15 protein-coding genes and 1 other annotated feature (1 of these 16 only partly in view) are annotated in these 12,124 nt (G+C 33.0%); of the genes, 2 read left to right on the top strand and 13 right to left on the bottom strand.

All coding sequences use genetic code 11. The features are described 5' to 3' along the window. Nucleotides 1–25 (bottom strand) — a sequence feature (ribosomal protein L10 leader region) (it extends 94 nt beyond the left edge of the window). A 15-nt stretch (nt 26–40) separates the two neighbouring features. The 9 genes from rplA to cysS form a co-directional block, all read right to left on the bottom strand. Then, on the bottom strand, nt 41–724 hold the full coding sequence (rplA, locus tag KEC48_RS14305; RefSeq protein WP_087357599.1) for a 50S ribosomal protein L1: 684 nt from the start codon (nt 722–724) through the stop codon (nt 41–43). Nucleotides 725–747: 23 nt separating this feature from the next. Next, nucleotides 748–1,167: a 50S ribosomal protein L11 gene (rplK, locus tag KEC48_RS14300; RefSeq protein ID WP_087357600.1), complete on the bottom strand. Its 420-nt coding sequence runs from the start codon at nt 1,165–1,167 to the stop codon at nt 748–750. A 179-nt stretch (nt 1,168–1,346) separates the two neighbouring features. After that, complete coding sequence (nusG, locus tag KEC48_RS14295; protein WP_087357601.1) at nt 1,347–1,904, bottom strand: transcription termination/antitermination protein NusG; 558 nt, start codon at nt 1,902–1,904, stop codon at nt 1,347–1,349. A 1-nt stretch (nt 1,905) separates the two neighbouring features. Then, nucleotides 1,906–2,094: a preprotein translocase subunit SecE gene (gene secE / locus KEC48_RS14290; RefSeq protein WP_087357602.1), complete on the bottom strand. Its 189-nt coding sequence runs from the start codon at nt 2,092–2,094 to the stop codon at nt 1,906–1,908. Between the two features lie 9 nt (nt 2,095–2,103). Beyond that, a complete protein-coding gene (gene rpmG, locus KEC48_RS14285; RefSeq protein WP_087357603.1) occupies nt 2,104–2,253 on the bottom strand; it encodes a 50S ribosomal protein L33 in 150 nt (49 codons plus the stop codon). A gap of 37 nt (nt 2,254–2,290) precedes the next feature. Further along, nucleotides 2,291–2,905, bottom strand: coding sequence for a sigma-70 family RNA polymerase sigma factor (locus tag KEC48_RS14280; RefSeq protein WP_211963179.1), 615 nt, complete (start codon nt 2,903–2,905; stop codon nt 2,291–2,293). Nucleotides 2,906–2,917: 12 nt separating this feature from the next. Continuing rightward, on the bottom strand, nt 2,918–3,649 hold the full coding sequence (gene rlmB, locus KEC48_RS14275) for a 23S rRNA (guanosine(2251)-2'-O)-methyltransferase RlmB (protein WP_211963177.1): 732 nt from the start codon (nt 3,647–3,649) through the stop codon (nt 2,918–2,920). Between the two features lie 41 nt (nt 3,650–3,690). Beyond that, complete coding sequence (locus tag KEC48_RS14270) at nt 3,691–4,080, bottom strand: ribonuclease III domain-containing protein (protein WP_087357606.1); 390 nt, start codon at nt 4,078–4,080, stop codon at nt 3,691–3,693. Next, complete coding sequence (gene cysS / locus KEC48_RS14265) at nt 4,081–5,418, bottom strand: cysteine--tRNA ligase (RefSeq protein ID WP_211963175.1); 1,338 nt, start codon at nt 5,416–5,418, stop codon at nt 4,081–4,083. A gap of 304 nt (nt 5,419–5,722) precedes the next feature. On the opposite strand from cysS, the gene KEC48_RS14260 reads away from it, so the two are divergent. Further along, nucleotides 5,723–6,907 carry an IS110 family transposase gene (locus tag KEC48_RS14260; protein ID WP_211963174.1) on the top strand — a complete coding sequence of 395 codons (1,185 nt, stop codon included), beginning with the start codon at nt 5,723–5,725 and terminating at the stop codon, nt 6,905–6,907. A gap of 284 nt (nt 6,908–7,191) precedes the next feature. On the opposite strand, the gene KEC48_RS14255 is transcribed toward KEC48_RS14260, so the two are convergent. From KEC48_RS14255 to KEC48_RS14240, 4 genes are all read right to left on the bottom strand, one after another. Further along, on the bottom strand, nt 7,192–7,707 hold the full coding sequence (locus tag KEC48_RS14255; protein WP_211963173.1) for a hypothetical protein: 516 nt from the start codon (nt 7,705–7,707) through the stop codon (nt 7,192–7,194). A gap of 102 nt (nt 7,708–7,809) precedes the next feature. Next, the gene (gene glgA, locus KEC48_RS14250) at nt 7,810–9,237 is read right to left on the bottom strand and encodes a glycogen synthase GlgA (protein WP_087357609.1); all 1,428 of its coding nucleotides are present in this window, start codon (nt 9,235–9,237) and stop codon (nt 7,810–7,812) included. After that, the gene (glgD, locus tag KEC48_RS14245) at nt 9,237–10,343 is read right to left on the bottom strand and encodes a glucose-1-phosphate adenylyltransferase subunit GlgD (protein WP_087357610.1); all 1,107 of its coding nucleotides are present in this window, start codon (nt 10,341–10,343) and stop codon (nt 9,237–9,239) included. Before glgD ends, glgA begins: the two co-directional genes overlap by 1 nt. Before the next feature lie 18 nt (nt 10,344–10,361). Next, entirely contained in the window at nt 10,362–11,486 is a 1,125-nt protein-coding gene (locus KEC48_RS14240; RefSeq protein WP_211963172.1) for a glucose-1-phosphate adenylyltransferase, read from the bottom strand. A gap of 211 nt (nt 11,487–11,697) precedes the next feature. Between KEC48_RS14240 and KEC48_RS14235 the strand changes: the two genes are divergently transcribed. Continuing rightward, on the top strand, nt 11,698–12,120 hold the full coding sequence (locus KEC48_RS14235) for a cell wall hydrolase (protein WP_211963171.1): 423 nt from the start codon (nt 11,698–11,700) through the stop codon (nt 12,118–12,120). Nucleotides 12,121–12,124: the final 4 nt, after the last annotated feature.

Genomic DNA, 12,124 nt, shown 5'->3' with positions numbered 1-12,124 from the left:
TCTACGGTATATTGATTGCGTCGTTAGTATAGCTTCTCTATTACATAGAAGCGACTTTTACTGAAGGACCCATAGTTGAAGAAATTGCAATATTCTTCATATATGTTCCTTTTGCAGAAGATGGTTTAATTCTTAATAATAAGTCATAAACTGTTTTAAAGTTTTCTGCAATTTTTTCATCATCGAAAGAAATTCTTCCGATTGGCATATGAACATTACCATCTTTATCAGTACGGTAAGTGACTTTACCAGCTTTTGTTTCTTGAACAGCTTTAGCTACATCCATAGTTACTGTTCCAGTTTTAGGGTTAGGCATTAAACCTTTAGGACCTAAGATACGTCCTAATTTCCCTAATTCAGCCATCATATCTGGTGTTGCAATCATTACTTCAAAATCAAGCCATCCTTTTTGAATATCTTCAAGGATTTCTTTTCCACCTACAACATCAGCTCCAGCAGCTTTAGCTTCTTCAACTTTAGCTCCTTGAGTGACAACTAATACTTTCTTTGTTTTTCCAGTTCCGTGTGGTAAAACGACAGCTCCACGCAACTGTTGATCAGCATGTCTTGTATCTAATCCTAATTTAAATACAACATCCACACTTGCATCAAAATTGACTTTACTTGTTTTCTTTACTAAAGCAACTGCTTCATCAATTGGGTAAGCTTTACCTTTTTCAATAAGAGCAGCGGCTTCTTGATATTTCTTACTTCTTTTAGCCATTTTCTTTTCTCCTCTTTTTAAAATTAAGCATCTAAGCCTTCAACTTTTACACCCATATTACGAGCAGTACCAGCTACGATTTTCATTGCTGCTTCTAAATCGTTAGCATTTAAATCAGGCATTTTGTATTCAGCGATTTCTTTTAACTTATCAGCTGATAAAGTTGCTACTGTTTGTTTAGAATCAGATGCAGCTTTTTTAATTCCACATGCCTTTTTAATCATTTCTGCAGTTGGAGCAGTTTTTAATACGAAATCAAAACTTTTATCTTCATAAATTGTCAAAACAACTGGTACCGTTTCTCCCATACGATCTTTTGTCTGATCATTGAAAGCAGTACAGAATTTTGGCATTTGAATTCCAGCACCTGCTAAAGCTGGTCCTGGTTTAGCTCCCCCAGCAGGGAATTGAATTTTCATAACTCTTGTGACTTTCTTACTCACGCGACACACCTCCTATAAAAATTTGTCCGTGCTGTGGTAAAGGACAGTCAATCCTCCCACGCATAATAACACATATTGCGTCGTTTACTTATTATACATAAACTATCACAGATTGCAATAGTTTTTTATTGAATATATCAACTTTTTTACAAAAAAAGATCATCAAAAATGACCTTTTCTTATAATTCTACTTTCTCTAATTGAACAAGTCCAATTTCCATTAAGTTTTCATTTCCTAAAAAATCAATAAAAACAGAAGCCACTTCTTTTTCATGATCAATAGACTCTACTTTTCCCTGTTTTCCAGCAAAAGGACCAGAAATGACTTTCACTTCATCACCTACACCAAAATCAACTTCAAGTTGAGAAGTCTTGATTCCCATGCTCTTTAAAATAGGATCAATTTCTTCCTTAGGTAACGGGAAAGGTTTAGCACCCCCACCAGATGACCCAATGAAACCAGTAACTCCAGATGTATTACGCACAATATACCAGGCTTCATCTGTCATAATCATTTCCACTAAAACATATCCTGGAAACATATTTTTTGTTTTATTAATCTTTTTTCCATCTTTAATTTCTGTTTCTACATGTTCAGGAATAACAATATTAAATAAACAGTCCTGAAGTCCCATAGATTCAACACGTTTTTCTAAGTTTTCTTTTACTTTGTTTTCATGACCTGAATATGTATTGACAACATACCAGCGTCTTCCTTCATCATTCATTCCAGACATCTTAATTCATCCCCAATGCTTTCAAAATTAATGCAATCACTGCATCACTACCATAAAAATAAACGCCAAATAAAAAACAAAAAACCAAAACCACAACAGAATTATAAGCTAATTCCTTTTTTGTTAACCAATGAATATTTTTGATTTCAGCACGAATGCCTTTTAATGTACACCATTCCTTGATTTTCATGTTGACCTCCTATTTCGTTTCTTTGTGAATTGTATGTTTTCCACATTTTTTACAATATTTTCTTAACTCAAGTCTTTCTACATTTAATCTTTTATTTTTAGTGACTGAATAATTACGTGATAAACACTCCGTACATACGAGAATCACTTTTTGTTTCATGTTCATCACTCCTTTACGTTTTTATAATTTAACACATTTATTTTAGCTCGTCAATGCCAACAACTTTCTTTGAATAGCGATAAACAGCATTATAGACACTTTTCACTGAAATATGAAGTTTTTTAGCAATTTCTACTTCATCATATCCTTCTTTTTTATACTTCATAACCTGATTTTCTCGAGGTGACGTTCGTGCTTCAATTTGTGTTGAATAGTAAGTTTTTGCCTCTTTCACCATCAAACTCGTCTCAGGATGATAATGATCATGATCATCAATAACCATATCTACATAACGTATTTCTTTATCGTCATCTACATAATTATCGAGAGATAATATTGTTGTTCCGGCACGATAACAAATATCTTTATTTACACGCAATAAACTTAAAATACGTTTTGTCAGTGCAATTTTCATAAATGTGGCCAGTGTCGCTTTTTGATCATCACGATAACTATCAATAATATCGTGAAACCCCATCATTGCCATTTGAATAAAATCTTCATGTTCATACCCACTGACAAAATAATATGAAAACGTCAGCATCCATTTCGACACCAAATGATAATAGCGTCGATAAAGTATTTCCCTTGCTCTTTCACTACCGCAATGCATTAAATAAACCAATTCATCATCATTACTGTAGCCTCTCATGCTACCTCCCTTCTACTTTAAAGGGTGACGTGAATTGTAAATCTGATAAAGTATAACTGCACAAGCAACAGAGGCATTAAGTGATGTCACATGTCCCGTCATTGGCAAAACAACATTCATATCGCAATGTTCTTTAACAAGACGTGAAATGCCAAAACCTTCGGAACCAATCACAACAACCAGTGGCATATTATAATCAATCGCACGATAATCCTGTGATTGATTTAAATCACAGCCAACAACCCAGAAACCTTGTTTCTTTAATTCATCTAAAGTACGAGATAGATTCGTGACTTGAGCAACTTTGACATGATCAATAGCACCTGTAGATACTTTTGCGACTGTTGGAGATAAACTCACACTACGCTTTTTGCCAATAATAACGCCATCAACCTCAATAGCATCACAGGTTCTTAAAATCGCTCCTAGATTATGAGGATCCTCTAAACCATCCAGCATTACCAACAATGGCTGCTTTCCTTTTGGAATAGCCTGTATCATTTCATCCAGTGAATAATAGCGATAACTTTCTATAGCTGCCACAAGTCCCTGATGCACGACTGAACCAACAAGTTTCGTTAACTCATCTTTATGACGCACGATATGAACTTTAACATTCTTTGCTTTTGCTAAAGAAAGAACTTTATCATCTTTTGCATTTTTCATCAAATAAACCTCATAAACTGGTTTATTTCCCTTTAAAGATTCAATTACTGTGTTTTTCCCATAAATATATTGTGTCATATTTTTCTCTCCATGCGTCTCAAATTTGTCTCATTTTTTTCTCATTTTCCATCTACAAATTCTTTAAATAAATCAAAAATCTCTGTAATTCTCTCTTGTTTTTTTAATAAATATAAATGCCCAACTAATGTTTCAAAACCAGTCGACTGATTATAAGTCATGACAGATGTATTTTTAGGAACATGTCGACTCTTTGCATTTCTACCTCTTTTATAAATACCTATTTCTTCTTCTGTTAACCATTGCTGTTTTAATGCTTCTTGTATAAAGGCCGCCTGTGCTTTAGCACTCACAAAAAATTTAGCTTCTTTCTGTAATAAATCTGGTTTCATTATTCCTTTTTCAACTAATAAATACTCTCTGACATAAACCTCAAAAATACTATCTCCCAAATATGCTAAGGCTAATACATTCATTAATTCTGGCCTCATTTATATAATTCCTTTATCCTGTAATTCTTTTCTTAAAAGGTCTGCCTGTTCAAAATTCTTTTCACTTTTTTCCTTTTGCCAGTTTTGATATAAAGCAATATCTGCTTCACTTAGCACTTTTGTTTCATGTAAAAATCCCATCGTATCCAACATTTTCACAAGTGTCTGATATCCCTTAGAAATCATAATATTATCTTTATCCTTAACACGCATTAATTGATTTAACACTTTCACTTGTCCTAAAATCTGTGTCAAAGCTAAAGATGTATTCAAATCATCGCTAAGTGCTTTTACCATTTCATCTACTGTTTCCTGACAATACTCATTTTCCAGACAATGATGAACCTGTAGATACAATGAAGACTGTTTTAAAATATTTTCTACTTTTTCCACTTCTTTTTTCACATTATTTAAAACATCATCAGTAAAATTCAATGGATTACGATAATGTGTTGATAACATCAGCCACTTATAAACATTACATCCTAATTGTTCCAATAAATCTTTTGCCCATAAAACATTTCCCAAAGATTTTGACATCTTTTGATTATTAATATTAATCATTTGATTATGCATCCAGATATGTGCAATAGGATGATGATGGCAAGCTATAGACTGAGCAATTTCATTTTCATGATGAGGAAATTTTAAATCCTGTCCTCCTCCATGAATATCAATATATCCATTTTCAAAAATATCATTGATCATCACAACGCATTCCGTATGCCACCCCGGTCTTCCTTTAGACCATGGGCTATCAAATTGAATTCCTTCATCAGTTTTTTTCCACAATGCAAAATCAGTAGAACTTTCTTTTTTATCATTGTCTTCAACACGTTCACTCGCTCCAGCAATCAAATCTTCAATTTTGATACCAGACAACATACCATATTCCTTAATCTTTGTCACTCTAAAATAAACATCGCCATCAACTTCATAAGCATATCCATCTTTAACAAGCTGCTCTATAAATTGAATGATTGGCTGCATTGTTTCTGTAACACGAGGTGCATAAGTTGGGAATAAAAGATTTAAACCTCTACGAACATCTTCATAAGCTTTAATATATTTATCCGTTAATTCTTTTTCTGAAATTCCTTCTTCTTTAGCGGCTTTAATGATTTTATCATCGACATCTGTAAAATTAGATACAAAAGTCACCTTATAACCCAAATATTCAAATGTTCTTCTTAAAATATCAAAAACAATCATAGGACGCGTATTTCCTATATGAACATAATTATAGACCGTTGGACCACAAACATAAATACTCACTTCTCCCTCTTTAATAGGAACAAATTCTTCTTTCTTATTCGTTAATGAGTTAAATAGTTTCATCTCTATTCCTGGTATATTATAATTGACTCATTTATCAGTCATTAAAATATACCTTTTCCTTTCTATCAACTTTATTAATACGTAGTTGATGACGTTTAGGTTTATATGTAAAATTGAAATATGTGTTTGTGGATTTGTATTTTTCCGTGTGGCTTTGACTACTTCAAGGAGGTTTGGACCACTCACTTATTCCTCAATAACGATGAGTTAGATGAGTCTTTGAATTCGCATTTTGAACCAGGTTTTATGGTCTAAGTGTTGTGGGTACCACTTCACATGAAATTTATTTGAAAGGATGGTTTTTATGAAATTAGTTGGTATTGATATTGGAAAGCACAAGCATTTCGTCAGTATCGTTGACAAGTTGACTGGTGAAATTATTCTTCAGCCTGTCGCTTTCTCTAATAATGCTCAGGGTTTTGAATTCCTTATCTCTCAGATCGCTCTCTATCCTGTTGATAGCGTTCTTATCGGTATGGAAGATACTGGTCATTATCATTTCGCTTTATTGCGCTTTCTTTTACAGAAGAACTACAGCGTCGCTTTGATCAATCCTAAAACTACCGATCTCAATCGTAGAATGGATGGTGGCATCACTAAAAACGATAAACTTGATACTCTTAATATATGCGATATATTAAGCTCAAACAAACTCAAGAAACCTTATCGTTTGACGTCATCTAAGAAATTTGACCTTTATGAACAGAAGCAGCTGACTAGGTTGCATCATTCCCTCAAGGAACAGATTAATGTTCTTTCCAATCGTCTGCAGAAATGCATAGATCTTGTTTTCCCTGAATATAACGCACTTTTTAAATCCAAGTATGGAAAAGTCTATATGTCTATTCTTAAACAGTTTGGCAGTGCAAAGGCCATTGCACAGGCTGACATCAGAACTTTACGCAAATGCTTTGATATTACCGGCAGAGGCAATCGCATTTCTCTGACTGCTGAAAAGCTAAAGGAAAGTGCAAAAACATCTGTTGGCATTTCTTCGTTGGCAGATGAAATGCAGATCAAGCATTTGATAGCTCATATCGAACTGCTTAACGATCAGCTCAAAGAAATAGATAAAAAAATAGAAGAGTTTTCCACTGACTTAAACTCTCCTATCATCTCCGTACCAGGAATTTCGCATTTCTCTGGTACATCAATTCTAGCAGAATATGGAGATATTTTCAACTATTCTAAGCCTTCAAAGATAATAAAGGCAGCGGGTGTCGCCCCATTTCACTACGAATCAAGTCAGTACGAAGCCAAGCATAGTGCCATAACCAAGCAGGGATCGAGCTATTTAAGAAAGACGTTATATCAGGTCATTGTGCCAGTCATCAGGTTCAACAAGGTCTTCAAGGATTACTACGACCTTAAACGCTCACAGGGAAAAAGTCATCGCTGTGCGCAGGGACATTGCATCAGGAAGCTGTTGAGAGTCATCTATCATCTGGTAACGACAAATCAGCAGTTTGATGCATCGTTACTGAGATAGAAAGAAAATGAAACCGTATTCAAAAAAGTCTATTCCATAGGCTGTTTTCGTCATGCCCAAAAACACAAATCGTATTCACATTTCAAAGATCTTACATATTGATGAGCTACCATAATCAAATCATTTAACATTTTCAAACTTTTTTCATCAAATGACTTGAATTTTATATAGTTAGCTCCTTAAATAAAAAAGCAGATGATAAAGACGTCCTCTTTATTTACTTTATCAAATGCTTTATAAACTCTTTATCAATACTATAACAAATTCACCTTTGTTAATCAAGATTAATGATGTACTGTCAAAGATTCCAAATATTGTCTAGCCGTATCACTCGATTCTTCATAAACATTTTCTGGAGCCTGATAACCATAAACATAACTTGCTTCTTCTGTAAAATAAACCATTTGTATAAACTTCATTCCAGAAGCCTGATAAAGACCTGTAAACTCATAACATTCTATGCCACTAGGAATTGTTTTTAATGAGTAATAAACATCAATAGCTCCATCTTCTTCTAACTGTCCTTCATAGAGTTGTGGAAGTTCATCTAAAACATTGTCAGTATCATCAATGATTGTAGTATATATATACGTTTCTTCATCTTTAACAAAACGAACATCTTTTTGATTTTCATTATTAGCATTTAATTCAAAATCTTTAGGATAATAGAAAGAAACCAGATCAGTCACCTCATACAAATTTCCATCTCTTTCTAAAGATATTTCTACATTATCCTTTTCACAAGCAAAAAGACCTATTATTAACACCAAAATCACAAAAAGTCTTCTTAATACCTTCATCTTCCTCCCTCCTCTCACGAAAACATTGTACTAAACTCACACTTGAAAATCAAATAAAATTTCATGCTCAAACAAAAGAGATAGGTTTCCCTATCCCCTTTATTAATCTAACAATGAATTAAAAACTTTCAAATAGGCATCAGCACTTTTATCCCAATCAAGTTTCGCTTCCATTGCACGATGTACTAATCCTTGCCATTTTTCTTTATCCTGATAAACCTTTAAGGCATAATCAATAATATCCATCATTTCATGAGCATTATAGTTCTTAAAGCTAAATCCATCACCAGTATTTTTATACTCATCATATGGTTCAACACTATCTTTAAGTCCTCCTGTTTCTCTAACAATTGGAATTGTACCATAGCGAAGTGACATCATTTGAGATAAACCACATGGTTCAAATAATGATGGCATTAAGAACATATCACATCCGGCATAAATACGACAAGATAATCCAAAATCATATTTTAGATTCAATGATAATTTTTGATTATGATATGCTGCTATTCCTTTTAGAGGTTCTTCATATTTTTGATCCCCAGCTCCTAAAATAACAACCTGCACATCACGTTTCATTAATTCTTCCATACGATTAATAATTAAATCCAATCCTTTTTGCCAAGTTAATCTTGTCACAATACCAATTAAAGGTACATCTTTATTTTCAGGTAATCCACATTCTTTTTGTAAAGCCAATTTATTGATGACTTTCTTTTCATCAACATTTGTGATATCAAAATGTTCAACAATCTCTGGATCAGTCGCAGGATTAATTGTTTCATAATCAATACCATTTAAAATACCATACAAATCATGTCTACGCATCTGTAAAATATTCTGTAACCCTTCACCAAAACTATCCGTCAAGATTTCCTGTGCATAAGTTGGCGATACTGTTGTGATAATATCACTATAATAGATAGCCGCTTTCATCATATTGAAGCATCCATCATTACGACAGTTTCCATTATAATAGAGATAATTATCCAATCCAAAATGATCACTTAACAAAGCAGGATCACATTTTCCCTGATAAGCAATATTATGAATTGTAAAGACAATCTTAATTCCCTGATAATATTCATAATAAGCATATCTTTCTTTATATAGTGTTGCTATCATTGCTGTCTGCCAGTCATGTAAGTGTAGAATATCAGGCTTAATATCAATATGTGATAACAACTCTAATACTGCAAAATCAAAATAAGCAAATCTTTCATTATCATCATCATAACCATATAAACCAGGTCTTCTAAAATATTGTTCATTATCAATGAAATAATATGTGACACCATCATATTCAGCTTTGAAAACACCACAATAGCACTTTCTCCAACCTACCCAAATATCATAATTTGTTACATATTCAAGTGTATCAGCTAATTTCATATCCTGATACTTAGGCAATACAACAATGCATTCATGTCCTTTTTGAACAAGAGCCTTAGGAAGTGAACCTAAAACATCCGCCAAACCACCAGATTTAATATAAGGATTCGCTTCACTTGTCGCAAAAACAATTCTCATTAAACAACATCCCCTTCTCTAACATAAAGCGGTTCACCTTCACCAATAAGTTCTGTTTTCTTTTCAATATGAGCATCTTTATCAATAATCACATTTTCAAGATGTGCCCCAGCACAGACTTTAGAACCATTTAAAATAATACAATTTTTCACAACTGCATTCTTACCAATAGATACATTACGAGATAAAATACATCCATCAACTTCACCATCAATAATAGCTCCATTAGCTACAAATGATTTTTTCACACTTGCATTTTTCAAATATTTTGTTGGTGGTGTATCATTTGTATTTGTAAAGATTGGCCATGTACTCTTGAATACCTGTGTAGAAATATCCATATCAAGGAATTCCATACTCACTTTATAATAAGCTTCATAAGAATCAATACATCTTGCAAATCCTTTATATTCATAAGCCATAATTTTTCTTTCATCACATAAATAAGCAAGAGTATCTCTTAAATTAAAGAATGAACTAATCTTTTGAGCATATTGAATTAATTTTAATAAAGTCTTTTTATTAATAATATATGTTTCCAAAGACATATTTCTTTCTTTTCTATTTCCTTTATTGTTCTTAATTTCCATCACTTGTTTACCTTTTAAACGTAAGAAATCAGAACCCACAAAAGCTTCATCGGCATTATCAATTTTTTGATAAACCATTGTAATTTCAGCACCAGATTTTGCATGAACATCTACAACTTCTGCATAATTCATTGTTGTAATAATATGTGCAGGAGCAATCACAACATAATCTGCTTTTGATTTTTCAAGGAATGCAATATTTTCCACAATATTATTAATATCATGATTATACATTGGACTATTTGCATACTTTTCATTGTATAAAAGTGAAACTCCACCAGATTTAGAGTTAAAATTCCAAGAGTTTCCATTTCCTAAATGTTTAAATAATGATCTTGGTTTTTCTTTAATTAAAATACCAACAGTATCCACATTAGAATTTGACATATTTGATAAAACAAAGTCAATAATTCCATAACGACCTAAAAAGCTGACTGAAGCTACTGGTCTTTTTTCTGTTAAACCTTTATATGAAATATCAGAGTGTAAATTTATATATCCAACTACTTTTGCCATCTTGTTAACCCCCTCGTATTATGCATTGTCACTGACAAGTTCCACTTCTTTAGCTTCTTTATTGATTACATCACTTGATTTCACTACAACACCTTCATCAATAATTGCTTTATAAATTTCTGCGCCTTCTTCTACCAGAACACCTGGCATTAAGACAGAATCAACAACCTTAGCACCTTCACCAATATATACATTGTTGAATAAAACAGAACCTTCTACTTCACCATTAACGATACAACCTTGAGTGACAAGTGAATGTTTAATTGATGCTTCTTCACCAATAATTTGAGGTTTACTCAATGTATCTTCAGTATAGATTTTCCAATCTTTTTTAATGTTATAAAGATCTAACTCTTTATCATCCAGCAAGTCCATATTTGCCTGCCATAAGCTTTCAACTGTTCCAACATCTTTCCAATAACCAGAGAATTCATAAGCATATAACTTCTTATTATCTTCCAACATCATTGGAATAATATTCATACCAAAGTCATGTTTACTATTTTCATCTTTTGCATCCGCAATTAAATATTTTCTTAATTCTTTATAAGTAAAGATATAAATACCCATAGATGCAAGTGTTGATTTAGGTTTTTCAGGTTTTTCTTCAAATTCATAAATTGAACCATCTTTATTTGTATTCATAATACCAAAACGACTTGCTTCTTTTAATGAAACATTCAAAACAGCCACTGTTAAATCAGCACCTTTTTCTTTGTGTGCTGCTAACATTTCAGCATAATCCATTTTATAAATATGATCTCCTGATAAGATCAAAACATATTCCGGATCATATTGATCCAAGAAACTAATATTTTGATAAATGGCATCTGCTGTTCCAGCGTACCAAGTAGCTCCAACGCCACCTCTTTCACGTGCTGGTAAGATGGCAGCTAATGAATTGTTTCCATCAAGACCCCATTTTGTTCCAGCACCTACATATGTTCCTAATAGAACTGATTCATATTGTGTCAAAACTCCAACCACATCAATACCAGAGTTAGCACAATTACTTAAAGGAAAGTCAATAATTCTATACTTTCCTCCAAAATGCACAGCAGGTTTCGCTACTTTTGCAGTTAAGGCTTCAAGACGTGTACCACGTCCTCCAGCTAAAATCATCGCAACAATTTCTTTTCCCATAATTTTTCCTCCTCAATTGTGATTATGAAAGTGCTTACCTATGTATTTATTTTATCACATTCTTTTTTAAAAAAATACTATTTCATGTCATTTTTAATGAAATTTTTTTCACCTATTTTCCTCTTTTCCAAATAATCTTGGACTCATCAATATTTTTTCATTTGAGTCAACTTTTTCTTATTTTTTCATATATTAAAGAGAGGTGATCACAATGTCCCCACGAATCATATACAATGATTCTGATGTTGAATTATTAGCCCGTATCATGAAAGCAGAGGCATTAGGTGAAGGTGAAGAAGGCATGTTAATGGTTGGTAACGTTGTTGTCAATCGTGTTGTAGCCAACTGTGATGTTTTTAAAAACACCCGTACCATTTCTGAAGTGATCTATCAAAAAAATGCCTTTTCCGGTGTTGGTCAACCCCTTTTCAATCAGCCAGTCAATGCTAAAGAAAAAGAATTAGCTTTACGTAATATCGATGGCTATCGTATTGAACCTGCCACCAATGCCCTCTGGTTTAAAAATCCTGGTCGTAATGTCACCTGTCCCCAACAATTCTATGGTGAATTAAGTGGTCGCTATAAAAACCACTGCTTTTATGCACCCGGTGCAAAATTAAAATGTGATTTATAAAGGA

Origin of the sequence: Clostridium sp. C1 (genome assembly GCF_018223625.1) — a bacterium.
GTDB lineage: Bacteria > Bacillota_I > Bacilli_A > Erysipelotrichales > Coprobacillaceae > Allocoprobacillus.
The sequence above is the reverse complement of the archived record's forward strand: the minus strand, read 5'-3'. Positions and strand labels throughout refer to the sequence as shown.

What these genes read in the sequence shown, in the direction of transcription:
- rplA (WP_087357599.1), bottom strand. Translation starts at nt 724, where the DNA reads ATGGCTAAAAGAAGTAAGAAATATCAAGAAGCCGCTGCTCTTATTGAA.
- nusG (WP_087357601.1), bottom strand. Translation starts at nt 1,904, where the DNA reads ATGTCTGGAATGAATGATGAAGGAAGACGCTGGTATGTTGTCAATACA.
- secE (WP_087357602.1), bottom strand. Translation starts at nt 2,094, where the DNA reads ATGAAAATCAAGGAATGGTGTACATTAAAAGGCATTCGTGCTGAAATC.
- rpmG (WP_087357603.1), bottom strand. Translation starts at nt 2,253, where the DNA reads ATGAAACAAAAAGTGATTCTCGTATGTACGGAGTGTTTATCACGTAAT.
- KEC48_RS14280 (WP_211963179.1), bottom strand. Translation starts at nt 2,905, where the DNA reads ATGAGAGGCTACAGTAATGATGATGAATTGGTTTATTTAATGCATTGC.
- rlmB (WP_211963177.1), bottom strand. Translation starts at nt 3,649, where the DNA reads ATGACACAATATATTTATGGGAAAAACACAGTAATTGAATCTTTAAAG.
- KEC48_RS14270 (WP_087357606.1), bottom strand. Translation starts at nt 4,080, where the DNA reads ATGAGGCCAGAATTAATGAATGTATTAGCCTTAGCATATTTGGGAGAT.
- cysS (WP_211963175.1), bottom strand. Translation starts at nt 5,418, where the DNA reads ATGAAACTATTTAACTCATTAACGAATAAGAAAGAAGAATTTGTTCCT.
- KEC48_RS14260 (WP_211963174.1), top strand. Translation starts at nt 5,723, where the DNA reads ATGAAATTAGTTGGTATTGATATTGGAAAGCACAAGCATTTCGTCAGT.
- KEC48_RS14255 (WP_211963173.1), bottom strand. Translation starts at nt 7,707, where the DNA reads ATGAAGGTATTAAGAAGACTTTTTGTGATTTTGGTGTTAATAATAGGT.
- glgA (WP_087357609.1), bottom strand. Translation starts at nt 9,237, where the DNA reads ATGAGAATTGTTTTTGCGACAAGTGAAGCGAATCCTTATATTAAATCT.
- glgD (WP_087357610.1), bottom strand. Translation starts at nt 10,343, where the DNA reads ATGGCAAAAGTAGTTGGATATATAAATTTACACTCTGATATTTCATAT.
- KEC48_RS14240 (WP_211963172.1), bottom strand. Translation starts at nt 11,486, where the DNA reads ATGGGAAAAGAAATTGTTGCGATGATTTTAGCTGGAGGACGTGGTACA.
- KEC48_RS14235 (WP_211963171.1), top strand. Translation starts at nt 11,698, where the DNA reads ATGTCCCCACGAATCATATACAATGATTCTGATGTTGAATTATTAGCC.